Below are 26805 nucleotides of genomic sequence, written 5' to 3'. Positions count from 1 at the left end.
ATTCTTTTTCTGTTCCAACCATTTCTTTCTTGTGAAACGAACACCCTTTTATCATTTGCATCAGGCCGCCGGCGCAAAGTTGATTTCATTTGGCGGATTTGAGATGCCGGTTCAGTATGAAGGAATTCTTTCTGAGCATAAAGCGGTTCGTCAGGCCGCCGGTGTTTTTGATGTTTCTCATATGGGAGAATTTCTTGTTACGGGTAAAGGCGCAAAAGACTTTTTGCAAAAAGTAACCACCAACGATATCAATCAGCTTTCTTCCGGAAAAGCGCAATATTCCATCATGCTTTACGAAAATGAGCCCGGCATGCGCGATGGCGGCGTTGTTGATGATTTAATTATCTACTCGTTTTCATCTGAAAAGTATCTGCTTATTGTCAATGCAAGCAACATTGAAAAGGATTTTGCTTGGCTTATGAAGCATAAGCCTTCCGATGTGGCGTTAATCAATCAATCGGAAGAACTCTCACTTCTTGCCTTGCAAGGGCCGCGCTCGGCCGACCTTCTCCAATTCCTCACAAATGAGCCGCTTGAAGACATTGGCTATTACCATTTCAAAGAAACCGAAGTCTGCGGCGTTCCAATGATACTTGCCCGAACCGGGTACACCGGGGAGATTGGGTTTGAATTGTGTTTTGAAAACCAATATGCCGAAAAGGTTTGGCAAGTACTTTTCGAAAAGGGAAAAGATTTTGGATTGAAGCCAATCGGATTGGGTGCCCGAGATACTTTGCGTCTTGAAATGGGCTTTGCGCTCTATGGACATGAAATCGACCATCAAACCACGCCCTACGAGGCCGGGTTGGGGTGGGTAACAAAACCGGATAAAGGAGAATTTTTAGGTAAAGAAGCGGCCGTGCTTTCGAAAAAAACGCCCAATAAAAAATTAGTTGGGTTCAAAATGCTTTCGCGAATGGTCGCTCGGCAGGGCTATGAAATTTGCAATCTTAGGGGAGAAACCATTGGCGCGGTTGCAAGTGGCACGCTGTCACCAATGCTCGATGTGCCAATTGGGACCGGATTTGTAACTCCCGAAGAATCAACCTTAGGAAACCGTATCATGATTAAAGTTCGGGGTCAAATGGCGGAAGCAGAAATTCATAAACCACCGTTTTACAAAAAAACTGCGGCAAACGAAACTACAAAATGAAGAACGGATACCCCGATAAAAACAGATGAAGATCGAAGTATATTTTACACCGTTTGGGCTTGAAGAGCAAAATCTCTCGGAGCGCGTCGTCGTCGTCATTGATGTGCTCCGTGCCAGCTCCAGTATGATAGCAGCACTTCAAAATGGCGCAAAAGAAATCATACCCGTGCTTACCGTTGCCGATGCACAACAAGTGGCCACCGGCGGATTAGGCAATGATTTTTCTAAAGATCATCCGCTTCTTTGCGGTGAGCGTTTGGGAAAAATGATCGACGGATTCGACCTTGGGAACTCCCCCGGCGAATTCACTCAAGAACGCGTAAAGGGAAAGTCACTCGTTTTTTCAACCACAAACGGAACGAAGGCCTTGCTTGCGGCGAAAGGTGCGCGAGCACTTGCTATTGCAGGGTTTAATAACATTTCAATCGTCAAAGAATTTATCCTTAAACCAGAATATGCCGATTGTCATTTGGTCATCGTTTGTGCCGGAAGGGATGACCGCTTCGCGCTTGAAGACACCATTTGCGCCGGATTGCTAATCGATAAACTCATTGCTGATAAACGCCAAATTAATTTTTTGCTCACCGATACCGCCGGCGCCTCACGCGTTCTCTATGAAAAGTACAGAGGCAATGAGCTTTCGGCACTGAAAGATTCTGAACACGGCAAATATCTTACAAGCATTGGCTTTAGCGCAGATATCGCTCATGCTGCAAGAATCGACTCTTCACAAGCCCTTCCTATTTTTGAAGAAGGGGTACTAAAGCTGATGAAGCTTGAAACCAAGAAATTTAAACGAGTGAGTTAGAAAGGGAAACTCATTATGAATGGGTTATTCAGCGAAAAGCAGGAAAACTGTAAATGAAAATTTTCTACATCAGTACATTTTATCCGCTTCGCGGGGGAATCGCACATTTTAATGCCCTGCTCTTTGAAGAACTTCAAAAGCGAGGGCATAGCCTTCAAGCCATAACCTTTTCGCGTCAGTATCCGAAACTTTTCTTCCCGGGGAAATCACAAGAGGAACTCGCTTCACCCACCGAAGAAGAGTTACGCCCACAAGCAGAAATCTTACTCGATTCAATTAACCCACTTTCGTGGCTAAGTGTTGGACTCCGAGTCTATGAAGGCTCGCCTGAGATTCTACTCTTTAAATACTGGATCCCCTTTTTTGCACCGGCATATTTTGTGATTTCATTGATTGCAAAACTCCGGCGAAATACCAAGGTGATTTTCATCCTAGATAATTTCAAGCCTCATGAAAAGCGCTTCGGCGATTCGCTGCTTCTTTGGCTCGCCACCCGATTGACGGATGGTTATATCGCAATGTCTGACCTTGTGGAACGAGACTTAAAAATCGCGCTCCCAAATGCGACTTATGTCAAATCACCACATCCGATTTACCATATCTTTGGAAATCCCATTTCAAAAACCGATGCGAGGCGTTCTCTAAATCTAAACGACGATGAAGATGTACTCTTATTCTTCGGCTACATTCGCCGTTACAAAGGTTTGGATATTTTACTTAAAGCAATGCCGGAAATCATCTCAAAACGGCCTAAAGTAAAACTCATCATTGCCGGGGAATTCTACGGCGATGAAGCCTTTTACAAAGAAAAAATATCCCAACTTGGCATTGCGCCGAATTTGTTGTTGGCTACGGATTACATCCCTACCGGTGAAGTAGCTAAATTTTTCTCAGCTGCAGATCTTGCTGTGTTACCCTACCGCTCTGCAACGCAATCAGGAATTGTTCAAATTGCCTATCACTTTGGGCTTCCTGCGCTCGTGACTGACGTCGGCGGACTTTCTGAAGTGGTTCTTCACAAAAAAACAGGCGTTGTCGTGCTGCCGGAGTCACCAAAAGCAATCGTCGATGGCGTGGAAGAATTCTTTGAACATCGTACGAGTCATAACTTTCATGAGGCTATCAAAAATGAACGGGTAAAATATTCGTGGAGCCATTTCGCCGAATCGCTCGAAAAATTAACTCAGTTGCTTCACCCCAAAAACTTATAAAGATTAGGGAAAATCAACATGAAAATGATTCATCAACTTCACGATTTCTTCACGCTTGGGCTAAGCATTGAAGAAAAAAAGGTGTGGCGCAAATGGTTTTTCCTTTCTCTCGGATTTCACTTCTTTGCCGCTTTTTTCAACATCGGGTATCATCAGGCAGACGAGCATTTCCAAGTCCTTGAATTCGCTTCCTATAAGCTCGGGTTCACGCCCGAAGTCGATTTGGCGTGGGAATTTGAAAATAACATGAGACCGGCGCTTCAGCCCCTCATTGCCTTCGTCATCGGAAAAGCAATGATTTCCTTCAATCTCTACTCGCCCTTTACCCTTGCTTTCATTCTTCGTTTGCTCGCTGCAGGTGTTAATTTATTGGCAGGATTAATGGTGATTAAGAACGGCATTTCAGGGCTAAGTCATCAAGAAGCGCGCACAAGCTTTTTATGGGGAAGCTTCATTCTATGGTTCTTACCCTATTTGCATTCAAGATTTTCAGGAGAAAGCTTTTCAGCTGCGTTTTTTGCATTTGGTATTTCCTCGTTTTTGAACAAAAAAGAATCGAATCAACCAATGCAGAGCCAAAGCTTTTTTGCAGCCGGTTTATTCTTTGGGTTTGCGTTTCTCTTTCGATATCAAATGGCATTTGGAATTCTTGGTTTTGGGCTTTGGATGCTGATTTGTGGAAGATTTTCTTTTATGAAATGGGCGTTAATGGCATTTGGTTTCTTCGTTGCAACCGGAATTGGGGTAATGGCTGATGTTTGGTTTTATGGAGGCTTTGAACCCGTGGCGTGGAATTATTTTCGAATCAACATACTTGAACATAAAGCCGCTGAATTCGGTGTTCAACCGATTTGGTGGTATCTGACGGAGTTTATCGCTACAGCAGCGCCACCCTTGAGTATCGCACTCTTAGGAGCTGTTACCTTGGCTCTGTGGAAATCATTCCGTCATCCCGCTGTTTGGGCATTTCTTGCATTCGTGATTGGTCACTCCGCTGTAGGGCATAAAGAAATGAGATTTCTTTTTCCTGTTGTGCATCTCCTATCGATAATCGCTGCTTTGGGAGTTGATGGACTCCTAAGCAACGAAAATCTCCATAAGAAATGGGAAAATCTAAAAACGACTTTTCTTACAAAAGGGCTGAAAATCACCTTTGTAACTCTTAACGGGATTTTACTTGTTATCAGTTCTTTTCGACCTGCAAACGAGACCGCCCCCGTTTATCAAGCCATTTATCATGAGTTTCAAAATTTGCCGAAAGAAAAACGGGTGATTTATGGCTATCAAGCCACATTTTACGGCAATGTGGGGCTTAATGCCTCGTTCTACAAACCTGAAGGGCTTAAAATTGAAAGGGTCGATTCTATTGAAAATTTGGCAAAACTGACCTTATCAGGTGAAGAGATTTGGGTGGTGTGTGAAGGGCGCGACCGAACAAATGAATTTGAGGAGTACGGTCTTCAAACAATGCTATTTGCGCAAACGATTCCAGAGTGGATGACGGTGTTCAATGTCAATGATTGGCTTTCACGAACCGCAATGAGCAGAGTGTATAAAATTAAAAGCAGTCAAAAAAATTGAGCAACTGCATCAGAAATTTCTAATAACTTAATCTTAATTAAAAACAAAAAATCGGTGCTGAACATCATCCGATTGAAAAATCATCCGGTTTTAACGAAATCGAGGTGATTTTGAAGAAAAAATGTGATTTTCAATTAAACCGAAATACCATTGATTGAGTCATACTCAAAACGAATGGGCAGTGGAGCAAATGAATGCCGAATGGCCATAAGATAAAATTCTCGAATGAAGGCTGACCGCGAGATTATCGCCGTTTTCAAAACTTCAAAAGGAAACGAGCGCGAGAAGGCTTTCAATGAACTTGTCCGAAAGTATCAAGAACGGGTTTATTGGGTATGTCGAAGAATGCTCAATTCGCACGACGATGCCGATGACGCCGCGCAAAATGCATTTATCAAAATGTATCATGCGTTGGATAATTTTAACGAAACATCGGAGTTTTTTACTTGGGCGTATCGAATTGCAACCAACGAAACCATCAATATGATTCGCTCGCAAACGGTTCGGCGGGCAAGTTCAATTGACGACTTGGTCGAAGACCCGGCCGCTTCGGATATTTCGCCGGATGAATCGATGATGCTTGATGAAGAGCGTGCCGCTGTCGAAGATGCAATTGCGTCATTACCAGAAAAGCAGCGCGCCGTTTTTGTGATGCGATACTATGATGAAATGAGTTACGAGCAAATTGCAGAAGTAACGGGTACAAGTGTGGGTGGTTTGAAAGCGAACTACTTTCACGCCCTATCAAAAGTAGAGGCCTTTTTAAAACAACGCTTTAATTTGAAAGAACCTTTGGGGTCTCTTAAAGATCATCTTAAAGAAGATTAAAAAAAGAAACGAAATTCTTTTTTAGACAATCGAAAAAGTGTATTAAAGACGGAAAAGAAGAAAAACATGTCACGAAATCAATCACAGTACGAAAGTTCAGGTTCAGTTACTTCGATATTGAAGCGAGGTTCTGATGCATCGTTTCGAAAGGGAAAGAAGGATGCTACGCCACTCTACTTCGCAAACTTTTCGAATCGGCTAATTCAACGGATTTCCAATGAGCAAGAATTGGGCTGGCGCGGGTTGATAAAAACCGTAAAAGAATTTTTTATTCTCGAAAGCGGCAGTTTCGCTTATGCAAGGCTTTCAGGAGCTATGGCTTCCGTGATTCTTGCGGTGTTCATTTTCACAAAAGCATCTGATTTGCAAACTGAACAAGCTCCTGTAATGGCCAAACTCAATGCCGTGAAACTTGAGCGTCAAATTTTATTTGCAGTGAAACATTCTGAGGAAGACCTTACTTCACTTTCGGTTTGGCAATTTGCTGCAGGGTTCACTGCCAGCGAGGCGGAAGTCAATGCTGAAAAGGATTTAGCCGTCAGCGAATTTTCAATGGAAGAATTGAGTCGGGCTTTTGAGGCGGCAGAATCTGAATCGACAGATGAGGAAGAAGGCGATGCTTATCAAACCCTTTCACCAGAAGACATTCAAACACTTATTCAAACACTATAACAATCAATCGATGATTTCCTTTTATTTCAGCCGGTGCAACAATGTTCTACTTGCTTCAAGGCATTTCTTGGCATTGCTGATACTTTCTATAAGCCTATCTGTGGGCGCATCCAACGGGTTTTCTCAAGAAAGAGAGCGACCTACTTCAGAACAGCGAAAAGCTCGCGCTGAACAACGCGAAAATCGCGAGCGACCGGGGGCTCAAGATCGCCTCGAAAACCGAGCTCAACAGCAAGATCGCTTCACACTGATGGTGAGAAAGTTTCAAGCAGAGAAAATGTCGGAGCGCTTAAAACTTTCCGCAGAACAGCGCGAACGCTTTATGGAACGCTATAGCAAATATCAAGATGAATTTACCGATAATTTCAAGCGGCTTCAAGGCGCAATGAAAGACTTAGAGCAATTGCAAATGGGAAATGGTTCTGAAAAAGAAATCGATGCCAAAACACGCGAAGTGCTCGAATTGCGAAACGCTTCTACCGAAATTTTGCCGAAGTATCTTTCAAATTTTCGAGAAATGCTTTCTGCCCGTCAAGCCGCAGAACTTGTCATCTTCGAGCGTGATTTTCTTCGCGATATCACTAAAGTCATTCGTGCAGCAAGGCGCGAGCAAATGAAAGAAAACGGCGGATTACCTGAGGCTCCCGAACGCGAAAATGAATAACTGATTAACTTGTAAAAAGGTAAAAAAAAAGTTAAGCGTAATGAAGAATTGATAAGATGAAACACATTCAGAGCAGTTTTAGAAAATTACTTGAAATGAATCTCATCTTGCCGATTCTTCTTTTAACGAGATGCCAAAAGGATTGCAAGAATTCCGAGGATTGCCGGGAGTGCTTGAACGAAGAATATTTTACGAGATACCGAATACGCCCCATAGATTCCCGCTAAGGTTACGCACCCTAAAAAAAATAGTGCAACATTCCACTTCCAAATCGGATCTGAAATCCAGAGACTCCAAAATAGTCCAAGTGAGAGAAACCCGTTATACAATCCCTGATTTGCAGCCAGTGTTTTCGTTGATGCAAACATTTCATCGGGCATTGACCCTTTGAATGTTCGTTTTCCTACGGTCTCCCAAAGAAACATTTCAAGAACCAAAAAATAGGCGTGAAGCAAGGCAACAAGAACGATAAGAATAAATGCAACCGCAACCATTATTTAATTCAAAAAAGCTGAGGTTCCAAAAAGCTCATCAGGCGTGTAAAGCATCTGCCATCCCGCGATGGCGGAAGCGATTGTGAGCCAAACCATCAGCGGTGTAAGAAGCCAAGCAAATGCTTTATTCTTTAATTGAAAGCCGGAGGATAAATTAAAGACATTATTCAAAAACATTCCGAATGTTGTCAGAAACCCAAGGATAGGACTGTGAAGCCCAAAATAAAACCAACTGAACATTGAAAAAAATGCCCAAAGAAGAGAGTAACTGATTAAAAGAGATTCTCCGCGAGTTTCCTCAGTTAGGACTTGGATAAGTTTAAATCCGGCAATAATCATGAAGATTTGAAGGGTAATCCATACCGGAGCAAAAGCCCAATCCGGTGGCATAAAAGGGGGTCTTCCCACCGTATCAAGATATTCTCGAGTTGCTAATCTTCCGCCGGATAGAAGGTTAATCGCGATATAAAAAATAATACCGTGATACCATTTGAGGGATTTCAAAAATGTTGCCATAATCATAAGTGAACTTTCCTTTTTTAACATCTAACGTAGTCAATTCTTGAGAAGTTCCTTTGCCAAAAAAACCGTAACGAAAACTTTCAAAACCTTGAAGGAAATTTTGTTTGTATATTCAAGGCGCAGAGAAATGAGGATAGATGGGTCAAAAACACATGTCGGCACTACATTATAAAACCTTTGTTTTATCTCCCGAAAAAGACTGGGTTGTGTTTATTCACGGCGCAGGGGGAAGTTCGAGCATTTGGTACAAACAGCTGCGCGATTTCAAAGAGCATTTTAATTTGATGCTGATTGATCTTCGAGGACACGGCCGCTCAAGTCATCTAGCTTTTGGTACTTCCGCAAAAGCGAATTACACTTTCGATGAGATAGCCAAAGAAATTATCGAAACACTCAACGATGCGGGTATTTTCAAAGCTCACTTTATTGGCATTTCTTTAGGAACCATCATCATCCGCTCAATCGGCGAAATTGATCCTAATCGTGTCCAAAGCATGATTTTGGGCGGTGCTATTACTCGCTTGAATGTTCGTTCGAAATTGCTCATATTTTCAGGGCACTTGGTTAAGCGCTTCATTCCTTACATGTGGCTTTATTCACTTTTTGCTTGGATTATTATGCCACGGAAAAGGCATAAAGAATCTCGATTGATGTTTATCAACGAAGCCAAAAAATTATGTCAAAAGGAGTTTATTAAGTGGTTTAAGCTCACCAATGAAGCCAATCCCTTATTGAGATATTTCAAAGAGAAAGAATTACCTATACCAACCCTTTATTTAATGGGTGAAGAAGATTATATGTTTCTTCCTCCCGTTCAGGCGATCGTGAGAAGACACAGTTATTCCAAATTGCAAATTGTTCATAATTCAGGACATGTTTGCAATGTTGATCAACCTGAAATCTTCAACCACTACGCCCTCAATTTTTTGAATGCCCATCGGCTTAACACGGTTCAGCCATTTGAAAATCATCATCAGCAATAAACGCATAGCGAGGCTTGGTCTAGTCATCTTTTGGCTTTGCCTTTCGTTCATTTTGCCAAACATCGTTGAAGCCGATGAACCTTCACTCCGACGAGGTTTTAGCCCACTTGAAAGCGCTCGTTGCATAGGAAAGCCTATTACAAAGATTCAAATCATTGGAAATTCTCTCACCCAAGATTTTGTGATTGAACAAGAATTATTTCTTCAGCCCGGAGATACCCTGACCTTACGAGCAATGCAACTTTCTCAACAGCGCGTTTATAATCTTCAGCTATTTAATCTTGTCCAAGTTTCTGCCCGTGAGTTTTTACCTCAAGATAGCACACCAGTGAGCCTAACAGACGAAGACACTCTCCTCACATCAGTTCGTCGCCGTTTGCAAGCAGAAGCCGACGCTACAGGAGAACCTATTATTGCGGTTCTCATCTCCGTTTATGAAAGGTGGTACATCTTTCCACAACCGCGTGCGGAACTCCGCGGAATCAGTATGACGCAATGGATTCGGAACCCGACTATCGCGAATATCAATTGGGGATTAACCGTAACGCACCAAAATCTAACCGGTTATAGCGACGCCCTCTCTTTGGGCTTTGGGGTCGGCTTTGACCCGTATATTCGCCTTGGTTACTATACACCATACTTTTTTGGAAGAACCCGAACTGGATTTGGGATTTCAACCATATACCGAGAGCTTAATAATCTTGCCCTCGACCCCGTAACTGAGGAAGTCGCGCGATATACCCAATACACACTCGGTGTTTCGGCTTCCATCACTCAGCGGCTTTCTACCTTCGAATCCATTGGGGCTACCTTTAGCTTAAATTCCTATGTGCAACCTCCTGAAATACTCTCCACACAACCTGCCGCCGCAATCGATAAGAACGGAAGAGACCGTTACCCAAGCGTATTTTTGGCATATAGTTATTCACAAACGGATCTCAATCAGTGTCCGCGCGAAGGAATTTTTGCCTATTTCGGACTTGAACAGCAAGGGTTCCCCAGCGAATCAACAGAATCGTTTAATCTTACACGAGCGTATCTCGATTTTCGCATCTATGAAAAAATTTGGGGCGAACTCAGTCTAGGCTTCCGAAACTTTACTAGCCTTTCTACCAATAAACCCGTTCCCAATTTTGAACGTCAATTTTTTGGTTATCGATTAGCCGTTCGAGGTTATACACAGCGAATCTTTGCCGGAGATAATATCCAATTCAATTCAGTGGAAATGCGATATCCACTTATTTCACTTCGAACAACCACGCTCGATTTTATGCCCCTTGAGCAGTTTCAACTTTTTCAATATGCGCTTTTCATTACAACCTTTTTTGATGCAGGCAATATTTGGTATAACCCTGCCACAAGATTTAACGGATCACGCCAAACCAAATTCGATTGGCAAGCCTATAAATATGGGTATGGTTTCGGGATTGTTTTGGTGGGGGGATATCGTGTAACGGTGAGGTTGGATTTCGCCTTTAATGATCTTGGCAGATTGGACATCATTTTTGAGAACTCCGTTTCATTTTGAAACTTATGCGTATTTAGCAGTTTCACATCAATGTAGATTTTAAGGCATGTTCAAAAATATTCCGTTTCATACACAAATCTTTCTTGGGCTTCTGATCGGACTTTTTTTTGGTCTTGGGGCAAATCTTCTTTTCCCTGAAAGTCCGGAGGTGAAGTGGGTTGCCACTTCGGTCGCTTATCCGATTGGACAGATATTTCTCAGGATGATATTTATGGTGATTGCGCCGCTTATTTTTACTTCGCTTGTTTTAGGTGTATATGATTTAGGAGACCTACGAAAAATTGGGAGAATTGGCGCAAAAACCCTCTTCTTTACTTTTATTGTTGCAACACTCGCGGTCGTTACCGGTGCAATCATTACCGATATCATTATGCCCGGCAAAGGAATTGACGCCGCCGGAAAGGAAAAACTTCTTTCGTTGCTTGCACATAATCAACAAACCAGCGCAATTGTAACCAAAGCCAGTGATGCCAAAAGCTCACTACAAACCTTGCTTGATATCATCCCTCGAAATCTCTTTATCGAACTGACCTTCTTCCTTGATCCAAACTATCGTGGCGGTGGGTTAATTGCAATCATGTTCTTTGCTGTTGTGTTTGGGGCCGCAATGACAAGACTTCCGGCGGAAACCGTTGGGCCACTGGCTCGTGGGATTCAAGCTATTTACGCCGTTTCGTTGAAAATTATTTCGTTTGCGATGAAGCTTGCGCCACTGGGGGTCGCAGCATTGATTTTCACCACATCGTCACAATTGGGGCTGCAAGTGGTTGTGCTGCTTGGAAAGTATGTAGCGGCCGTTCTTCTTGCCCTTGCCCTTCATCAATTTGTGACCTACAGCCTTGTGGTTTGGTTTGGCGCAAAGCGAAGTCCATTGGCATTTTTCCGAGCAATTCGAGAAGCAATGCTCACGGCGCTTTCTACCAGTTCCTCATCGGCAACCTTACCCACAACCCTGAAAGTTGCGCATGAAGAATTGAAGCTCAATAAGGATGTTTCAAATTTTGTGTTGGTAATTGGGGCATCAACTAATCATAATGGAACAGCGCTTTTCGAGGGGATGACGGTTCTTTTTATCGCTCAATTTTATGGAATTGATTTAACCTTTGTGCAGCAAATTCAAGTGGTTTTTTTAGCCGTGGTTGCAAGCATTGGAACTGCCGGCGTTCCGGGGGCGTCGCTTCCGCTGATTGTGGTTGTGCTTCAACAAATTGGTGTCCCGGCGGAGGGTATTGGAATTATCTTAGGGGTTGAGCGAATTTTAGACATGAGCCGAACAGTGGTAAATGTTACCGGAGATTTAACCGTTGCCACTTGGGTTGAGGCCGGAGAGCGGGAGCGGTTACTGAAACAAGTAGAACCGTCCTGAACCAATTCTTCACGGAAGGCTTTCTTATCCCATCCTTCCGGAATTTAGCTCAATATTTGTTTTTTCTGCTGCGAATGCATTAGCCCTTAAAGACTTTTCCAGTTTTTTTGTTTTGATTTTATCAAGTGCTTCTTTTGCCGCCAACTGCTCCGCCGTTTTTTTGTTCTTGCCTGATCCATAACCCAGATAGTCATCGCCTAAGCGAACGCCAACCGTAAAAATCTTTTTGTGGGAAGGCCCATCTTCATTTAGGACGAGATAAGTGGGATATGGCAATCGCTGAGCTTGTGCATATTCAAGCAAGGCACTTTTATAATTTTCATCTGTATCAATAAGCGCCGCAAAGTCAAGTTGACTCAGAAGGTGGTGATGCAGAAATTGATTGGCTCTTTCATATCCACCATCCAGATATATTGCCCCAATTAAGGCTTCAAACGCATCTGAAAGAGTGGTTTCGCTATCTCGAACACCAATCGACTCAGCTGAATCGCTGACAATTAAGAGCTTTCCGAGTTCAAGTTTGCGTGCAAAAATACTTAGGGTTTTTGCATTCACCACTTGAGACCGTAATTTTGTTAGCTTCCCTTCATCAAACTGAGCGTAATTGTGAAATAAATATTCTCCAACCGCTAAGTCAAGCACAGCATCACCTAAAAATTCTAAACGTTCGTTCGAAAGAATTCGCTCGTCCCGAAGGCTATCCAACACAGAGCGGTGAGTAAGCGCAAGTGCGAAAAGCGAAACATCGCGAATCGGATAACCCGATAAATAAGATGCGCTCCGCTTCAATTCATGAAGATTAATGTCAAGTAAAGACACCGAGGGATATTGCAACGGGGCGATTAATTCCGTTTTTGAGGGAGAAGGTAAACCAAAAAAAATGGGTGCACGCTCTTTGAGCCAATACGCAAAACTTTTGATTGCCCTCATTTTTTCACTTTGTGTTGCTTTTCAGCGATATCGCAAAATGAAATATAGGGTTTTTGGTGATATCTTTTTTAATGAGACTTCCGCTGAATATCGTCAAAAAAAAGGGCACCCTACAGTAAGTGCCCAGAAACAAGAATGTATCGTTGAAGTTAACTTTGATAGCGCTTAAAGATGATGGTTCCGTTATGACCACCAAAACCGAAGCCGTTATTGAGCGCATAGTCAATCTTGCGACTTTGAGCGGTATTAGGCGTGACATTCACATCAACTTCAGGATCAAGATTTTCGATGTTGATCGTCGGCGGCACGGTTTGATTTGCAATTGCAAGAACACAAGCGATTGATTCAATGGCCCCGGCTGCTCCGAGCAAATGCCCTGTCATCGATTTGGAAGAACTGATGTTAAGTTTATAGGAATGCTCACCAAAAACTTTTTTGATTGATTTCAATTCAGCGATATCGCCAAGTTGCGTGGAAGTTCCGTGGGTATTGATATAATCAACCTGATCTGGCTTTATTCCAGCAGTTCTCATTGCCATATTCATACAAAGAATAACGCCTTCACCCTCCGGATGCGGAGCCGTGATGTGATGGGCATCGGCACTCATTCCAACACCAACAATTTCCGCATAAATATGAGCCCCGCGAGCAATTGCAGATTCAACCGTTTCAAGAAGAAGAACCCCTGAACCTTCACCAATAACAAAACCATCACGGTCTTTATCATACGGTCGTGAAGCTTTGAGAGGGTCGTCGTTTCTTGTAGAAAGTGCACGAGCAGAGTTAAATCCTGCAACACTCATCGGCGTTATGGAAGCTTCAGCTCCTCCGCAAATCATATAGTCGGCAAGTTCAAGTTGCATAATCATATAGGCATCGATAATCGCATTGACCGATGTTGCGCAAGCTGAAACAGTGGCGTAGTTTGGCCCTCGTAGTCCATTGCGAATCGAAATTTGACCTGCACAAATATCCGAAATCATCATTGGAACAAAGAAGGGGCTTACACGGCTTGGCCCGCCTTGCAATAAGTTTCGAAACTGTGCATCGTAGGTAATCATTCCGCCTATACCACTCCCAACGACAACGCCAAACTTACCGGTATCAATCGATTTAAGATCAATCCCTGAGTCTTTAATTGCCATTTCAGCAGCAGAAACGCCGAATTGGCAATAACGATCCATTCTTAGTGAACTTTTCTTATCGATATACTTCGTCACCTCAAAATTTTTTACCTCGCATCCAAAGGTGGTGTCGTAACCGGTAGCGTCGAAGCCTGTTATCGGCCCGGCACCACTAACGCCGTTTTTGAGAGATTCCCAAAAGGCATCTTTTCCTTCGCCAATCGGTGTAATTGCACCAATTCCGGTAATGGCAATTCTTCTTCTATTTGTCACTTTATCAACAAGTCATTTGAAAAGCGGTTGGAATAAAAAACCCAATTCAGTTTTCCTAAAAACGGAATTGGGCTTAAATAGCTTCTTAATCGTTGGAAAATTTACTTCTTCTTTTCAACGATGTAATCTATAGCGGACTTAACGGTTGAAATTTTTTCGGCAGCTTCATCCGGAATCTGAATTCCAAATTGATTTTCGAACTCCATTACCAATTCAACGGTATCAAGTGAATCTGCACCTAAGTCGTCGGTGAATTTTGATTCGTCTTTAATTTGGTCTTTAGCAACGCCCATCTTATTGACGATAATGTCATAGACTTTGGCTTTCACTTCTTCTGCAGTCATTTGTTCCTCCAAAATGAGATATTAGTGTGTTAAAAAAGTAGCATTTTGCTTTCGAAAAAATCTTGCGAAGATACAAAAAGCGATTCATTTCATAAAAACATGAAATGAAAAACTATCATCCGCCGATCCAACTCGAAAAACAAAGCCAAAAGGCTGTTTTAGAATTTGAGACAAAAATTCACAGATTGCTCTTGTAAAAATGAAAAGGAGTATTATTTTTGCACCCTCAATTCAATCTACCTTCCGCGATAGCTCAATGGTAGAGCATGCGGCTGTTAACCGCAGGGTTGTAGGTTCGAGCCCTACTCGCGGAGCAAAAAAAAATCCTCGCTAAATGCGAGGTTTTTTTTTGCCCTTCCGTTACCGATTATGCGTTATCTCAATTGCGATTTGGAACTTGAGATTCTTATTGCTGATCATAAACCAAAAACGGCTACGATTAATTGATTGCAAATTTTACGGGTACCACGAGTACGCTAGGAACAGGGTTGCCGTTAATTTTTGCAGGAATATAGTCCACTTCTTCGGTCAAAACACGGATCAATTCATTGTTAAGCGGTTCGGCAGTTCCTTTAAGGATCTCAATGCGAGAAACGGTTCCCTCCTTTGTTAAAAAGACTTTTGCTGTGACATTGCCGGATATTTTAAGTTTCCGTGCCACATCAGGATAAACAATTTTTCGCTGCACCATTTCGATTCCTCCTTGAACTTCTGCTTCGGTATCTGGAACTCCCGACTCTGCCAAAAGGGCCTCTTCGGCGTCGGCAAGGGCTTTCTCTTCATCCGACTTCAACTGCGGCCCATTTGCAGCCGGTGACGATGCAGGAGATTGGGACGGAGATGATGCTGTCTGTGGGGTTACCGAAGGAACTGTGGGCTTTGCGGATTGGGCAACTTTGGGCTCATTCTTTTGTTCTTGAGGTTTCTGCGAGGCGGCGGGCTTCTCTCTTTTCGACGAAGGAGTAGTGGCGGACGGAGTCGCTGAAGCTAAAGTAACATCCTCTTCAGTGAGTCGGACTTCAATTCGTTTTGTAATGGCACCACTTACATTGAGAGATTGTTTCCAATCCGGTAACCCTCGTTTTGTCGCTCTTATGGTATAGGTTCCATCACCCACATTGAGAAAAACGACATAGCCTTGCGCATTTGAGATCGCAGCGAGTGTAGAGTTAGAATTATATATGGAAACCGTAGCCGCAGAAACGGGTTCTCCGGTGCCGTCAGTAACACGCCCTAAGACTTTATTTTGCGAGAAAAGAGGTGAGTGTTGTGTCAGGCAATACAATAAAATTCCGGATAAGTGGAGAACTAATGTCATTGAGAAACTCGGCCTCAAATTCACAAGCCCTAAAGCGGAAAAAGTCAAAAAATGTAAGCGCATTTCTCGTGATAATTAAAATTTTTATCTAACAAAAAGAAATCTATATATTTGTGTTACATCCAAAACAAATAAACACGGAAATCAGAGGTGTCCATTCCTCTCACCAATTTCCATAAATTTTGCCTTCTGTATTACTGAATTTTCCAATTACACCTGAACAATGATTCCCAGCAACTTGAAAGGTTGGGAAGATTATTTTATTGGCATTTGATAACCTTTTAAGAGATAACCTTAAGACAAAATTGAAAGTTAAGAATCGTTCATTAACGAACCGTTAAGGATATGTTAGTGTTCGATTAGTAATCAGGAAATGTCAATTTCAGAAGAGAGTGAATTCGAATTAAAAAGTAGGTTTAAAACACATGATGATAAAAATGCGCCTTTCGTTGTATCAAGAAATAAAATTGAAAGTAAGTCATGCAGGTTGCTTTTTGGTGATTCTGCTTGGAATCCTTTTACTTTCAAATTTCACTGAACTTCAGGCGCAGGGTCGAATTATGGGTCAAGTTATTGGAACAGACGGGAATCCTGTTTCCGGCGCTACGGTGTTTATTTCGAGTCAGCAAGCCACACAAGCCACAATTTCAAATGCACAAGGCTACTATGTTTTTCTTTCTGTTCCCGAAGGAACTTACGAAGTGAAGGCAACGAGGCGGGGTTTGCCAAACTGGAAAAGTTCAGTGCAAGTTCAATCTGCTCAAACGCATCGTATTGATATGAAATTAGGAGAATCGCCTTCAGGTGTTGTCACAAATGCGGTGGCGGTCACTTCGACCTCCGTTGAACGCAAGCGTGAAGAAGTGAAGCCGGGTTCATCACCTCAAACTCGTGAAAAGCAACAAAAGGAAGAAAGGCCGATTCCTGCACAAAATCAAGTGGCAAGTTCGCAACCGAATGCATCAGTCATCAATGCACCACAACCGAAACCTGTTGATAATGATTTGCAACTGGCGGTCGAGCAGGCGCAAAGGGAAGAGGAAACCCTAACTCAAATGGAAAATGGAGCAGCCTCAATGGATACGCAAGTTGATATTATTGGAGGTATGACTGCTGTGTACAAAAACATTACTTACCCTCGCGATGCCGAGCGAACCGGAATTCAAGGGCAAGTGATTGTAAGGGTTTACATTGCCCCGCAAGGAGTGATTTCTCGATTGGATGTGATGAAATCGCCCAGTAAACTTTTGAGTGATGAAGTGGTTCGAGTATTGACCGAAGAAGTTCAATTCACGCCTGCTACTTCGGCCGGTAAACCGGTGATTGGTATTATGACCATTCCCATTATGTTCAAGTTAAAGCAGTAATCCATCCGGCATTCTTTTGCGGATTGTAAATTCTCGGCCGATTATTGAATCGGGTTCGAATAAAAAAGCCGAGTGAAAGTCGGCTTTTTTTATTTCGATGAAATGAGTTGTTTCATCTCAAACCTGACAAGGGGCGCTAAATAATCTCTTAAACCTTGATTGAATGGCTAAATAATCTGAATCATGAAAAAATTCATAGGTTGGTTTTTCCTATTCTTAACAGGATTTTCAAGTGGCGAGCTTTTGTCACAAGGGAAATTGATGGGGCAAATTGTAAATAAAGATGGAGCTCCTGTTTCAGGTGTTGCCGTGTTTATTTCAGGTTCTGCGTCATCGCAAGCTACTATTTCAAACGCAAAAGGTTATTATGTTTTCTTGGCCGTTCCCGAAGGAAATTATGAGTTAAAAGCGTCTCGCCGTGGCACTACGCCGTGGAGACAAAATATTACGATTTCAAGTGAACAAACTCAGCGTCTTGATATTCGATTAGGGGTTGAGCCAATTGTAGCCTCAATTTCACCGTCACAGCCTGTGCCTGTGGAATCAAAACCCAAGCGCGAAGACAAGCCAAAGGAACGCGTGAGTGCCATAACTTCCTCTCCTTCAAAAGCGCAAGATTCACAACCCAATGAAGCTAAGACTTCAGAAACTCCAGCATCACCATTCACAGCCCAACAGAAGGATGAATCTTTGGCAATTGCTATGAAACAAGCCGAAGCCAACGCAAAAACATTTGCTGAATCTGAATTTACGATTGCAGAAAAGGAAATTGAGGTAGAAGGAGGAATGGAAACAATTTATAAGAAACTTGTTTATCCAATGGCTGCTGAAAAAGCGGGAATTGAGGGGAAGGTCGTTGTTCGAATAGCGGTTGATCGTGAGGGGAATGTTTCTCAGGTGCTTCTCATCAGCTCGGCAAGCCCATTGTTGAATGAAGAAGTATTTCGCGTCATTACGGAAGAAGTGAAATTTAAATCTGCCATAATGGACGGGAAACCGGTGCCAAGTGTTATCACAATTCCGATTTCGTTTAAGCTACGTTAATATCAAATTCCACTTGTTGATTCGGTCTTTCTTTAATTTCCGGTTTTCGATAACCATTCCTAAGCGAGTGCAGAAAGAGAATTTTAAACACAGAAAAATCCAGATTCTTACCATTCAAAAGAGGGTGTTGTTGTTACAAACACTAATCTACGGAGTGTTTTTGAATATAGCCTGTTGTTCATTTGAATTCACTTACTTTACGCTTTTGGGTAAGCCTTCACAAAAAAAACCTGCTCCATCAAGTACTTCCACAAAAAAGAACCCCTCTGCAATAAAAAGGAAGCCGGTATCGAAGGCACAATCAAAATTGAAGCCGGGTAAGAAAAAAGCAAATGGTATAGCGATAAAAAGGAAAGGAAATCAACCTAAGTCCAATTCCATTTCGCGAGACAAAGGAAGAACTAGCGAGAGTGTTTTGCTATCACGCAAACCCAGAAATCGAAGGGAGATTGAGGCAAACCTGAAATTGCTTGAAAAACAAGTGAGTGAATATCGAGAGAAAATCAAAGCTGCGACCGAATCAGAGACAGAATCAGTGATGGCGATGGAGAATCTTTCGAGGCAAATTGAGGTGTATCGGGTTATCATCAATGAACAAGAAGATAACTTGCATGCAATTGCAACAGAAATAGAAAAACAGCAAACCGAACTGGCTAAGCTTGAACTTAACCTTAAGAAACTCCAAGATGATTATGCGCGGTATGCGGTTGGAATCTATAAATACGGCCAGCGAAGCAATACGGAACTGTTGTTTTCAGCTTCGAGCCTCAATCAAGGCTTGATTCGAAGCGAATATATTCGTCAATTCCAACAAGCTGGGAAGTTAAAGCTTAAGGATATTGAGCAAAGAAAAAATGAAATTGCGTTGGTGAAACAAGGACTGAACGAGCGATATGCAGAGAATGCGAGAGTGTTGAAATCGAAGAAGGATCAGGCGTCTTCAATGGAGAATGCCAAGCAAGACCGCGAGAAATTGATTGGAAAACTGAGGCTTGATAAAACGCGGTTTCAAACTGAGATTCAACGCGCAGAGGAAAAGCGTCGAAATCTTCAAGTGGAAATTCAGCGCCTAATTGAGCGAGAAATCGCTGAGCGTGAAAAGCGAGAGCGCGAAGAAAAGGAGCGGCGGGAAAGCGCTCTTGCAGGAAATCCGAATAAAGAAGAGGGAAGAAAAATTCCTGAAGCAGACTATACCTTTCCAGAAGGCTCAGACATTGCGCGTTTGCAAGGTAAATTGCCTTGGCCTGTTCGTGCCGGTGTGGTCATTCGAGAATATGGACAAATCGAAAACAAAGAACTGAAAACGGTTTCGTTCAATAATGGAGTCGATATATCGGTGAGTAAAGGCAGCGCGGTGTATGCTGTTGCTGGAGGGGTGGTCACCTTAATTTCCTATTTGCCGACTTTCGGGAATATCGTGCTTATTCGTCATCCCTCTTCATTTATTACAGTTTATGCGAATGTAGAAGAAATCAAAGTGGCGAAAGGAGAGCAAGTTAATGGCGGAACTTTAATTGGAACCGCAGGCGATTCGCCAGAGGGCGGAGCGTTGGTTCACTTTGAGGTTTGGCGTGGTAAAGAAAAAGTTGACCCCGAACGGTGGTTAGTCAAAAGATAAAAATGAAATTTTTAAAGAATCAAGTTCCTGCAATAATTTTTGCCCTTGCAATTTTTATTCAATCGTCATTGCCTGCGCAAGCGTTACCCAAAGGCGATATTTTCACTCACGATAAACTCATTCATACAGGAGCATATTTTGTGCTTGCCTTTTCAACACTTCATGCGCTTCGGTTTCAAACTCGGTTCAAGGATGCCTCGGAACACCCATTTTCAACAGCATTTATGGTGACCCTTCTATATGCAATCAGTGACGAAACCCATCAACTCTTTACCCCCGGCCGCTCGGCAGAGATAATGGATTTGAATGCAGATTTACTGGGAATTTTACTGGCTTTAATCATTTGGAAATTTTTCCCGACAAAAGAATTATAAATCGTAACCGTGTATTAAAAAATATGATTAGAGATTCTGTTATATCAAAAGCCAATCAAGGTAACTCGTCTTTCAAACGGCGAAGAAATAATTTTGCCGCATAAAAAGGAGAAAGATTTCGTTTGGCAATCGCCGTTTCAAATTCTTTGAAGAGTGCGTCGAAACGTGAATTCGATTCCAAGTGATGCCACCACTCCCGTTCTGCCGTCTCTCGAAACCAAGCGATGGATTGAGATTCACGATTGCGCGTAATCCATCCGGTTTTTTCAACAAAGGCTCTAAATTCTAAAAGATCATGTAAGAGTTGACTAAGCCCTTCCCCGTTGAGAGAAGAAACGGCGTGAGTCGCAGCGGCCCAGCCGGAAGGAGACTTTGGCAAATAATGGAGAGCATCTGAAGCCATTTGTTTTGCAAGCAACGCTCGCGTTTTGTTTTCGCCGTCTGCTTTGTTAATGACGGCAAAGTCAATCATTTCCATTATCCCTCGTTTCATTCCTTGAAGTTCATCGCCGGCACCAGCCAATAAAAGCAGCAGCATTGCATCGGTGAGCGAATGAACAGCGATTTCTGATTGCCCAACCCCTACGGTTTCAACAAATATGAGGGAGAAACCGGCAGCTTCGCAGAGTGCAATGGATTCGCGGGTGGAACGGGCAACACCGCCCAAAACACCGCCGGTTGGTGAAGGTCGAATAAACACATCAGCGCGGCGCGCAAGCGACTCCATCCTCACTTTATCTCCAAGAATGCTTCCTTTGGTTCGTTGGCTGGAAGGGTCGATACTAAGAACCGCAAGTTTAGAAGGCTCCCCGATTGCTGCATAATGGTCAAGCATTAATTGACCAAACGACTCAATGAAAGAGCTTTTCCCAACACCCGGAACCCCCGTAATTCCAAGGCGAAAGGATCGAGCGAGGGTAACTTGAGCAGAAAGGTGCTCCATCAATGCAGCCGTGAATTCCTGATGATGTGGCAAATGGCTTTCGGCTAAAGTGATCGCTCTTGAGAGAGCGGCAATATTGCCTTCAAGGATTTTTTCAGCGAACGGCGCAAGTTCAGGTGATTGCAGAAATTCAGTCATGACGCCGATGGATTTCAGGATTGTGAAGGCTCATGAGCTCCGAGGCTTTCGCTAAACTTGCCGCAAAGATACCTGCGGTTTCAGCCCTTAAAATTTCTTTTCCTAAAGAAATCGGTGCAAAGCCTGAGTTCAGAATTTGGGAACGTTCTTCTACTGAAAACCCTCCTTCACCTCCGATAATGAAAAATGTATGTTGATTGGTGAAAGACTGAGGTAGCAGAGAGGTTCCCTCATGATTCTCATCAAAAAAAAGGCGATGATCGGCAAGTTGACTCATCTCAATGGCTTGGCTTAAAGTGGTAAGGGGATGTAAGCGTGGAAAATGAAATCTCCGGGATTGCTTTCCAGCAGAGATAATAAGCCTCTCCCATCGCTCATGCTTGCCTTGCTGCTTTGATTCCTTGGGGCGCGAGACACTGCGCTCCAAAAGCATTGGGATAATTTCAGTCACGCCAAGTTCGGTGACTTTTTCAAGAAAGAACTCAAAGCGATCGGGAACGCGAAGCGTGGACATCGCTATGCTGACTTTTGTAGTGTTCTCAGGTTCTTCCTCAATTTGAACGATGGATGCCGAAAGAGAATGCTTTCGAATCTCTTCTATGGTGCAATAAAACCGAGAGCCACGTCCGTTGGTGCAAATGATTTCATCGCCTACCTTTTTTCGGAGAACATCAACCGCGTGTCTCGATTCATCTTCGTCAAGGAGAATACGCCGCTCATTTATAAAGCAAAATTCAGGTGGTGCAAAAAAAATATCCATAAATCAATGATATTGGGCGGTTGTCAATTGTATTAAAATTTCACTTCTTGGCTTAGAATTTCTTAAGATAGTTGAGCACAAATAAAAAAACCCTTCAAAAGAAGGGATTATATTGAATAAGCTGAGGAGGTAGGACTCGAACCTACAATTGCCTGATCCAGAATCAGGAGCCTTACCAATTTGGCCACTCCTCAAGAGTTACAAAATTAATCAAATTCATTCGTCTTCATTCTAAAGATGGAAAAAAAAGTTCAACACCTGCCGTTAAAAGTGAATGTAAAGCAAAAGTTTTCCTTATTTCATGATTATTGGAACCCAAGAATTCTGGGTGCACTCAATGGGCAGGAAGTGAAAGTAGTGAAGTTTCAAGGGGAATTTGTGTGGCATAGTCATGAGAACGAAGACGAACTGTTTTTTGTGATTCGCGGAAAATTTAGGATGGAGTTTCGCCAAGGAAGTGTTGAACTTTCGGAAGGGGAATTTCTGATTGTTCCCAAAGGTGTGGAGCACCGGCCTGTTGCCGATGACGAGGTGGAGGTGATGCTCTTCGAGCCCGCAGGAACTATCAATACGGGAGAAGTGCAGAGCGAGAAACGAAGAGAGAGATTGGAGCGGATTTAATACAAGTTTAAGTGCAAAGAAAAGCGAGGGAGTCCCTCGCTTTTTGCATTTCATTCACCCGGTTATTTCGCTTGTGAAATGACCATCCCTTCGGCACTGTATCGCTTCACTTTTTGGTGAATCGGTTTTACGGTTTGCAGATAGGCGTAGATTGCGGAAAGGTCTTCTTCGGTCATATCGGCGTACATTGTCCAAGGCATAATGCTGTTGTAGCGTGTTTCATCAAACGGCGGTTTTGATTCCATTCGTTTCTTTTCTTCCGGCGCATAGGTTTTGAATTTGCCCACAAATTGCTCGCGTGTCCAAAGGCCAATGCCGGTTTCCTTATCGGGCGTGATATTGGTTGAGCGAAGCATCCCCCACGGCACCGGGAATTCAAAGCCGCCGGCAAGGTATCGCTCCATATCTTTTTCGGGTGGGCCATCATGCTTTTTATTTGGCGTGTGGCAATCGGAACAGCCGGCAACGGTAAAGAGATATTTACCATAAGCCACGGTATCGGAGTGCTCGGGCATCACGCCGTAGTCGTGGTCGCTGGGCATTGTTTCTACAATGAAGTTTAAGGGAAAGTTAAGTTTGGTTTTTGGCGGGGTGTAAGTCACGGGTGCTAAAGTGCGAATGTACGCCACAATCGAATACACATCTTCTTTCGAAAGCGATTGATAATTTGGGTATGGCATAATGGGAAAAAGGCCGTGGCCGTGTTTATCAACCCCGTTGCGAATGGCGCGAATCAGCTCGCCATCGCGCCACGAAGAAAGCGCGGCGGGTGTGATATTGCGGGCGTAAATGCTGCCGGGGAATCCCATCTCTTCGCCAAAAAGCTCACCGCCTTGCCCGAAGGTTCCGGGCTTGGGCGGGCCTGAAAAATACTGCCAATCGCGCGTGCTGTGGCAGTCGATACACACCGCAACACTGTGCGCCAAATATTTCCCGCGCGCCAATCGCTCGGGCGTGGCTTCTACGGTAATGGATTCCGGTGGGGCAACTTTTGGGAAGGTAGATTGAAAGAAAACAAACGCTCCGGCAAGTAGCGCAATAAAAAAGGCAAAAATGCCTAAGATGATTTTTTTGATCATTTTTGTTCATTTTTAGTTGTTCAAAGGGCGGATATGCAAAATTGGGAGTAAAATGGGGAGATTCAAAAAACAATAAAAAAAAGTTGACTATTGACTGTCAATAGTCAACAGTCAATTTTGAAATTAAACAAAAAACGAACTTTTATGATTGATTTTGAAAAAATTAATGAGCTGAGCATGACGGTGCTCATGACACCCGATATGGCGAATTTTTCAGGAAAAGTGCACGGCGGTTCAATCTTAAAACTGCTCGATCAAGTGGCGTATGCCTGTGCTTCGCGTTACTCCGGCAGCTATGTGGTCACGCTTTCGGTCGATCAAGTGCTGTTTAAGGAACCGATTTATATCGGCGAATTGGTCACCTTTTTAGCTTCGATTAACTTCACCGGAACCACATCGATGGAAGTTGGGGTAAAGGTGATTGCAGAAAATGTGCGGGAGAAATCGGTGCGGCATACCAACTCTTCGTACTTCACAATGGTTGCCGTTGATGAAAGCGGAAAGCCTACACGCGTTCGCCCAGTCTCCCCCGAAACGCCTGATGAAAAGCGCCGATACGAGAAAGCCAAACTTCGCCGAAAACTTGCAGAGGACTACCGCAAAAAGATGAGTGAGTTGTAGAGGTAGCTTAAGAGATTAACCGCCAAACGAGCGGCAATGAAAGAAATGAACACACCGTGCTGAGCGCAATGGTTTGAGCCAAAAGTTCAGAATCGAGCTTGAAGCGATCGGCCAAAACCATTGTGAGCACCATCGATGGCATTGCGGCTTCAATCACCACACCTTGATGCGCTTCGCCCATCATTCCAAGCCACAGAGAAAGTCCATAAGCGATGAATGGTGATACAAAAAGTTTAAGCAAAATGGCCGGCGTTGCCCAAAGCACGCGCCACGAAGGTTTGAAGCTCAGGGCAAGCCCAACCGAAAAAATCATCAAAGGAGAGACAATCGCGCCGCCCATCTTCAAGGCTTGAAAAAGAAACTCCGGCAAGGGAATGTGAAGGGCATTAAAGAGCAATCCTAAAACCGCACCCCAAAGCGGTGGCAGTTTCACAACCGTTCGAAACAGCCCAAGTAGATTTTGTTTTTCGCCCTCGCCAAACCGCGCTCCCAGCAGTGCGCCAAAGGTGAGCAAAAGCGGCGTTAGAGCTAAAAGATCAAAGAGAATCGGGATTCGTGCGGCGGGTTCGCCCAAAAAAAGCGTGATGACGGGCAAGCCAAGGTATGTGGCATTGCACCACGCGGTTGCAAGTAGAAGCGCGCCAAATGACCCTTGTGATAAGGGAACCAAGATTGAGGAAAAAGTCATCATCAATAGTCGATAAACCCCAAAAGCAATGGCCAAGAGCAAAAGGCAAAGAAGCATTGAAAGCACAGGAATTTGCCAAGTCTCTGCCGAAAGTGGGGCACGATAAAGCACGGTGAAGGTCAGGGCCGGAAGAAAGGTATTGATTACAATGGCACCGATGGCACTACGAATAGCCTCACGCTCGCGCGACTCCGAAAAAAGCTGCCACAATGCGCCGATGCCCATTAAAACAAGGAAACTGAAAAAAGTGCTTTGCATGAGAAATGTTCAAGTGAATACAAATAGTTGAAACTTAGGTGAGGCAATAAATGTTTATAAAATGATGGCAATGTACCGAAAGCTGACTGAAGCACAAGCAAACGATGAAAAGACCGCGAAAGGGCGTGGATTGGAGTCCTGACGGCGAAGGAGTATAGGAATGCAGCCGCCTCGAAATCACGCCCTTCTGTTTTTTCTCCCCAAAAGCAAATTCACCTCTCATAGGTTTTCTTCCCAAAAGTATCGTTCATTTCTCTGTATCTCATTTCGACATTCCTTTCGAATTCAATCACAACTCCCGTATTTTCCGCTTTTATATCAAGAAAAAAGAGATGAAAAAGCTTTTTCAATTTGCCTTTCGGTGGGCGTTGCGGTTAAGCATTTATGTGCTGCTTGCAGGCGTTGCGCTTTTGGCGTGGAGTTATTTTGCAAAGCCAAAGGTGGTTTATTTAGATTTTCTTCCTTCAACGCCCGATTCCCTTGCCGGCTACCGTGCGGAGATTTATCAAACGCCAGCCATTCAAACCAACGATGCCGTGGGTGTTGCACTCTTGCCCAACGGCAATTTGCTCGCCCTGCATCGCGCCGATAAAGGATATGGGAATCGAGAACCCATTCAAAAACCGGTGGTCATTGAATTTGACCGCGAAACGAAATCGGTGGTAAAAGAATGGGGAGCAGGAATGTTCAAATCGCCGCACGGACTTGCGGTTTCGCCCAAAGGTGAAGTGTGGATTACCGATACCGAAACGAATTTAATTTACCGCTTTACCCGTGATGGTGCCTTGCTTCAAACCATTGGCGAGCCTCACACCCAAACCTACGAAACACTCTTCCGCCTGCGCACAAGCATCCCCATAATTCCCGCACCACATCGGCCGTATCTTTTTGCTCGGCCTACCGATGTGGCTTTTACAAAGAACGGCGGAATTATTGTCTCCGATGGATACCGAAATTATCGGATCGCCGCTTTCGATTCTTCGGGGAAGTTCTTGTGGGAAGAAAGTGAATTTGGAAACAGAGAAAATGCCTTTCACTTGCCTCACGGCATCACGACTGATAGCAGTGGGCGAATTTATGTGGCTGACCGTGCCAACAGCCGAATCAAGGTGTATTCGCCCGAGGGTGAGTTGATTTCAATTTGGCAGAAGCCGGAAATCGGGCGGCCGTTTGGGTTATATATGGTAGGTGAAAAGCTTTATGTCGCGGATGGCGGGAATGTACTTGATGATCCTACGAAACCGCTGCAAAGCCAAGTGGTGATTTTGGATTTGAACGGAAATGTGATTGAGAGATTTGGCGAATATGGAAAGGAACAGGGCAACCTTGCTGTCCCGCATGACATTGTGGCCGATGAAGAAGGAAACATTTATGTCGCCGACTTAAAAAACAATCGGTTTGTGACGTTCAAAAAGGCTTTACCGTAATCTTAGCCTATTTGCAACGGCAGCAAAGTTATTCTAACTTCATAGAACTGCATCTGCTTGAATATCAA

27 protein-coding genes and 2 tRNA genes are annotated in these 26805 nt (G+C 43.6%); 18 read left to right on the top strand and 11 right to left on the bottom strand.

Annotated features, from left to right (window positions below; translation table 11 throughout):
- The first annotated feature begins 31 nt into the window (after positions 1-31).
- The 7 genes from gcvT to SFU91_14215 all read left to right on the top strand — a co-directional run bounded on the left by gcvT (position 32) and on the right by SFU91_14215 (position 6917).
- The gene (gene gcvT / locus SFU91_14245) at positions 32-1153 is read left to right on the top strand and encodes a glycine cleavage system aminomethyltransferase GcvT (protein MDX2130190.1); all 1122 of its coding nucleotides are present in this window, start codon (positions 32-34) and stop codon (positions 1151-1153) included.
- A gap of 25 nt (positions 1154-1178) precedes the next feature.
- Positions 1179-1961 carry a 2-phosphosulfolactate phosphatase gene (locus SFU91_14240; GenBank protein MDX2130189.1) on the top strand — a complete coding sequence of 261 codons (783 nt, stop codon included), beginning with the start codon at positions 1179-1181 and terminating at the stop codon, positions 1959-1961.
- Positions 1962-2014: 53 nt separating this feature from the next.
- Positions 2015-3172, top strand: a complete 1158-nt coding sequence (locus SFU91_14235; protein ID MDX2130188.1) for a glycosyltransferase — start codon at positions 2015-2017, stop codon at positions 3170-3172.
- Between the two features lie 18 nt (positions 3173-3190).
- Positions 3191-4753 (top strand): hypothetical protein, encoded by a 1563-nt coding sequence (locus tag SFU91_14230; protein ID MDX2130187.1) that lies wholly within the window; start codon positions 3191-3193, stop codon positions 4751-4753.
- Positions 4754-4978: 225 nt separating this feature from the next.
- Positions 4979-5581: a sigma-70 family RNA polymerase sigma factor gene (locus tag SFU91_14225; protein ID MDX2130186.1), complete on the top strand. Its 603-nt coding sequence runs from the start codon at positions 4979-4981 to the stop codon at positions 5579-5581.
- A 66-nt stretch (positions 5582-5647) separates the two neighbouring features.
- On the top strand, positions 5648-6253 hold the full coding sequence (locus SFU91_14220; protein MDX2130185.1) for a hypothetical protein: 606 nt from the start codon (positions 5648-5650) through the stop codon (positions 6251-6253).
- A gap of 10 nt (positions 6254-6263) precedes the next feature.
- A complete protein-coding gene (locus tag SFU91_14215) occupies positions 6264-6917 on the top strand; it encodes a hypothetical protein (GenBank protein ID MDX2130184.1) in 654 nt (217 codons plus the stop codon).
- 122 nt (positions 6918-7039) lie between these two features.
- On the opposite strand, the gene SFU91_14210 is transcribed toward SFU91_14215, so the two are convergent.
- Together SFU91_14210 and SFU91_14205 are read right to left on the bottom strand one after the other, a co-directional pair.
- Positions 7040-7411 carry a DUF1304 domain-containing protein gene (locus SFU91_14210; GenBank protein MDX2130183.1) on the bottom strand — a complete coding sequence of 124 codons (372 nt, stop codon included), beginning with the start codon at positions 7409-7411 and terminating at the stop codon, positions 7040-7042.
- Between the two features lie 3 nt (positions 7412-7414).
- Positions 7415-7957 (bottom strand): TspO/MBR family protein, encoded by a 543-nt coding sequence (locus SFU91_14205; protein MDX2130182.1) that lies wholly within the window; start codon positions 7955-7957, stop codon positions 7415-7417.
- A 128-nt stretch (positions 7958-8085) separates the two neighbouring features.
- On the opposite strand from SFU91_14205, the gene SFU91_14200 reads away from it, so the two are divergent.
- Genes SFU91_14200 through SFU91_14190 form a run of 3 tightly spaced genes read left to right on the top strand, consistent with a single transcriptional unit; the run spans position 8086 to position 11810 of the window.
- Positions 8086-8916 carry an alpha/beta hydrolase gene (locus tag SFU91_14200; GenBank protein MDX2130181.1) on the top strand — a complete coding sequence of 277 codons (831 nt, stop codon included), beginning with the start codon at positions 8086-8088 and terminating at the stop codon, positions 8914-8916.
- On the top strand, positions 8864-10444 hold the full coding sequence (locus tag SFU91_14195) for a POTRA domain-containing protein (GenBank protein ID MDX2130180.1): 1581 nt from the start codon (positions 8864-8866) through the stop codon (positions 10442-10444). The genes SFU91_14200 and SFU91_14195 overlap by 53 nt, the downstream gene beginning before the upstream one ends.
- A gap of 46 nt (positions 10445-10490) precedes the next feature.
- Positions 10491-11810, top strand: a complete 1320-nt coding sequence (locus tag SFU91_14190; GenBank protein ID MDX2130179.1) for a dicarboxylate/amino acid:cation symporter — start codon at positions 10491-10493, stop codon at positions 11808-11810.
- Between the two features lie 24 nt (positions 11811-11834).
- Here SFU91_14190 and rnc read toward each other — a convergent pair whose 3' ends face one another.
- The 3 genes from rnc to SFU91_14175 form a co-directional block, all read right to left on the bottom strand.
- Entirely contained in the window at positions 11835-12740 is a 906-nt protein-coding gene (gene rnc, locus SFU91_14185; GenBank protein ID MDX2130178.1) for a ribonuclease III, read from the bottom strand.
- A gap of 149 nt (positions 12741-12889) precedes the next feature.
- Positions 12890-14137, bottom strand: a complete 1248-nt coding sequence (gene fabF / locus SFU91_14180) for a beta-ketoacyl-ACP synthase II (protein MDX2130177.1) — start codon at positions 14135-14137, stop codon at positions 12890-12892.
- 101 nt (positions 14138-14238) lie between these two features.
- On the bottom strand, positions 14239-14481 hold the full coding sequence (locus tag SFU91_14175) for an acyl carrier protein (GenBank protein MDX2130176.1): 243 nt from the start codon (positions 14479-14481) through the stop codon (positions 14239-14241).
- 242 nt (positions 14482-14723) lie between these two features.
- Between SFU91_14175 and SFU91_14170 the strand changes: the two genes are divergently transcribed.
- Positions 14724-14795, top strand: a tRNA-Asn gene (locus tag SFU91_14170).
- 125 nt (positions 14796-14920) lie between these two features.
- Here SFU91_14170 and SFU91_14165 read toward each other — a convergent pair.
- Positions 14921-15799, bottom strand: coding sequence for a TonB family protein (locus SFU91_14165; GenBank protein ID MDX2130175.1), 879 nt, complete (start codon positions 15797-15799; stop codon positions 14921-14923).
- Positions 15800-16224: 425 nt separating this feature from the next.
- Between SFU91_14165 and SFU91_14160 the strand changes: the two genes are divergently transcribed.
- The 4 genes from SFU91_14160 to SFU91_14145 all read left to right on the top strand — a co-directional run bounded on the left by SFU91_14160 (position 16225) and on the right by SFU91_14145 (position 20202).
- Positions 16225-17166 carry a TonB family protein gene (locus tag SFU91_14160; GenBank protein ID MDX2130174.1) on the top strand — a complete coding sequence of 314 codons (942 nt, stop codon included), beginning with the start codon at positions 16225-16227 and terminating at the stop codon, positions 17164-17166.
- A gap of 183 nt (positions 17167-17349) precedes the next feature.
- Entirely contained in the window at positions 17350-18210 is an 861-nt protein-coding gene (locus SFU91_14155; GenBank protein MDX2130173.1) for a TonB family protein, read from the top strand.
- A gap of 160 nt (positions 18211-18370) precedes the next feature.
- The gene (locus tag SFU91_14150; protein ID MDX2130172.1) at positions 18371-19828 is read left to right on the top strand and encodes a peptidoglycan DD-metalloendopeptidase family protein; all 1458 of its coding nucleotides are present in this window, start codon (positions 18371-18373) and stop codon (positions 19826-19828) included.
- A gap of 2 nt (positions 19829-19830) precedes the next feature.
- Complete coding sequence (locus tag SFU91_14145; protein ID MDX2130171.1) at positions 19831-20202, top strand: VanZ family protein; 372 nt, start codon at positions 19831-19833, stop codon at positions 20200-20202.
- A gap of 55 nt (positions 20203-20257) precedes the next feature.
- Here SFU91_14145 and meaB read toward each other — a convergent pair whose 3' ends face one another.
- The 3 genes from meaB to SFU91_14130 all read right to left on the bottom strand — a co-directional run bounded on the left by meaB (position 20258) and on the right by SFU91_14130 (position 22237).
- Positions 20258-21283: a methylmalonyl Co-A mutase-associated GTPase MeaB gene (meaB, locus tag SFU91_14140; protein ID MDX2130170.1), complete on the bottom strand. Its 1026-nt coding sequence runs from the start codon at positions 21281-21283 to the stop codon at positions 20258-20260.
- Positions 21276-22043 (bottom strand): RsmE family RNA methyltransferase, encoded by a 768-nt coding sequence (locus SFU91_14135; protein MDX2130169.1) that lies wholly within the window; start codon positions 22041-22043, stop codon positions 21276-21278. Before SFU91_14135 ends, meaB begins: the two co-directional genes overlap by 8 nt.
- 121 nt (positions 22044-22164) lie before the next feature.
- Positions 22165-22237, bottom strand: a tRNA-Gln gene (locus tag SFU91_14130).
- Between the two features lie 43 nt (positions 22238-22280).
- Here SFU91_14130 and SFU91_14125 point away from each other — a divergent pair.
- The gene (locus SFU91_14125; GenBank protein ID MDX2130168.1) at positions 22281-22664 is read left to right on the top strand and encodes a cupin domain-containing protein; all 384 of its coding nucleotides are present in this window, start codon (positions 22281-22283) and stop codon (positions 22662-22664) included.
- 62 nt (positions 22665-22726) lie between these two features.
- Here the strand turns inward: SFU91_14125 and SFU91_14120 are convergent, their stop codons facing one another.
- On the bottom strand, positions 22727-23743 hold the full coding sequence (locus SFU91_14120; GenBank protein ID MDX2130167.1) for a c-type cytochrome: 1017 nt from the start codon (positions 23741-23743) through the stop codon (positions 22727-22729).
- A gap of 144 nt (positions 23744-23887) precedes the next feature.
- On the opposite strand from SFU91_14120, the gene SFU91_14115 reads away from it, so the two are divergent.
- Entirely contained in the window at positions 23888-24364 is a 477-nt protein-coding gene (locus tag SFU91_14115) for an acyl-CoA thioesterase (GenBank protein MDX2130166.1), read from the top strand.
- 7 nt (positions 24365-24371) lie between these two features.
- On the opposite strand, the gene SFU91_14110 is transcribed toward SFU91_14115, so the two are convergent.
- Positions 24372-25310 carry an AEC family transporter gene (locus SFU91_14110; protein ID MDX2130165.1) on the bottom strand — a complete coding sequence of 313 codons (939 nt, stop codon included), beginning with the start codon at positions 25308-25310 and terminating at the stop codon, positions 24372-24374.
- 332 nt (positions 25311-25642) lie between these two features.
- Here SFU91_14110 and SFU91_14105 point away from each other — a divergent pair, with 332 nt between their 5' ends.
- Complete coding sequence (locus SFU91_14105) at positions 25643-26737, top strand: peptidyl-alpha-hydroxyglycine alpha-amidating lyase family protein (GenBank protein ID MDX2130164.1); 1095 nt, start codon at positions 25643-25645, stop codon at positions 26735-26737.
- Positions 26738-26805: the final 68 nt, after the last annotated feature.

The organism is Chloroherpetonaceae bacterium (assembly GCA_033763895.1).
GTDB lineage: Bacteria > Bacteroidota > Chlorobiia > Chlorobiales > Thermochlorobacteraceae > JANRJQ01.
This window is presented reverse-complemented; position numbering and strand designations above follow the sequence as displayed.

Bases quoted from the DNA above. Each gene is read 5' to 3' on its own strand.
- SFU91_14240 (MDX2130189.1), top strand. From the start codon at position 1,179: ATGAAGATCGAAGTATATTTTACACCGTTTGGGCTTGAAGAGCAAAAT.
- SFU91_14235 (MDX2130188.1), top strand. From the start codon at position 2,015: ATGAAAATTTTCTACATCAGTACATTTTATCCGCTTCGCGGGGGAATC.
- SFU91_14230 (MDX2130187.1), top strand. From the start codon at position 3,191: ATGAAAATGATTCATCAACTTCACGATTTCTTCACGCTTGGGCTAAGC.
- SFU91_14225 (MDX2130186.1), top strand. From the start codon at position 4,979: ATGAAGGCTGACCGCGAGATTATCGCCGTTTTCAAAACTTCAAAAGGA.
- SFU91_14220 (MDX2130185.1), top strand. From the start codon at position 5,648: ATGTCACGAAATCAATCACAGTACGAAAGTTCAGGTTCAGTTACTTCG.
- SFU91_14215 (MDX2130184.1), top strand. From the start codon at position 6,264: ATGATTTCCTTTTATTTCAGCCGGTGCAACAATGTTCTACTTGCTTCA.
- SFU91_14210 (MDX2130183.1), bottom strand. From the start codon at position 7,411: ATGGTTGCGGTTGCATTTATTCTTATCGTTCTTGTTGCCTTGCTTCAC.
- SFU91_14205 (MDX2130182.1), bottom strand. From the start codon at position 7,957: ATGTTAAAAAAGGAAAGTTCACTTATGATTATGGCAACATTTTTGAAA.
- SFU91_14200 (MDX2130181.1), top strand. From the start codon at position 8,086: ATGTCGGCACTACATTATAAAACCTTTGTTTTATCTCCCGAAAAAGAC.
- SFU91_14195 (MDX2130180.1), top strand. From the start codon at position 8,864: ATGCCCATCGGCTTAACACGGTTCAGCCATTTGAAAATCATCATCAGC.
- SFU91_14190 (MDX2130179.1), top strand. From the start codon at position 10,491: ATGTTCAAAAATATTCCGTTTCATACACAAATCTTTCTTGGGCTTCTG.
- rnc (MDX2130178.1), bottom strand. From the start codon at position 12,740: ATGAGGGCAATCAAAAGTTTTGCGTATTGGCTCAAAGAGCGTGCACCC.
- SFU91_14175 (MDX2130176.1), bottom strand. From the start codon at position 14,481: ATGACTGCAGAAGAAGTGAAAGCCAAAGTCTATGACATTATCGTCAAT.
- SFU91_14165 (MDX2130175.1), bottom strand. From the start codon at position 15,799: ATGACATTAGTTCTCCACTTATCCGGAATTTTATTGTATTGCCTGACA.
- SFU91_14160 (MDX2130174.1), top strand. From the start codon at position 16,225: ATGATGATAAAAATGCGCCTTTCGTTGTATCAAGAAATAAAATTGAAA.
- SFU91_14155 (MDX2130173.1), top strand. From the start codon at position 17,350: ATGAAAAAATTCATAGGTTGGTTTTTCCTATTCTTAACAGGATTTTCA.
- SFU91_14145 (MDX2130171.1), top strand. From the start codon at position 19,831: ATGAAATTTTTAAAGAATCAAGTTCCTGCAATAATTTTTGCCCTTGCA.
- meaB (MDX2130170.1), bottom strand. From the start codon at position 21,283: ATGACTGAATTTCTGCAATCACCTGAACTTGCGCCGTTCGCTGAAAAA.
- SFU91_14135 (MDX2130169.1), bottom strand. From the start codon at position 22,043: ATGGATATTTTTTTTGCACCACCTGAATTTTGCTTTATAAATGAGCGG.
- SFU91_14125 (MDX2130168.1), top strand. From the start codon at position 22,281: ATGGAAAAAAAAGTTCAACACCTGCCGTTAAAAGTGAATGTAAAGCAA.
- SFU91_14120 (MDX2130167.1), bottom strand. From the start codon at position 23,743: ATGATCAAAAAAATCATCTTAGGCATTTTTGCCTTTTTTATTGCGCTA.
- SFU91_14115 (MDX2130166.1), top strand. From the start codon at position 23,888: ATGATTGATTTTGAAAAAATTAATGAGCTGAGCATGACGGTGCTCATG.
- SFU91_14110 (MDX2130165.1), bottom strand. From the start codon at position 25,310: ATGCAAAGCACTTTTTTCAGTTTCCTTGTTTTAATGGGCATCGGCGCA.
- SFU91_14105 (MDX2130164.1), top strand. From the start codon at position 25,643: ATGAAAAAGCTTTTTCAATTTGCCTTTCGGTGGGCGTTGCGGTTAAGC.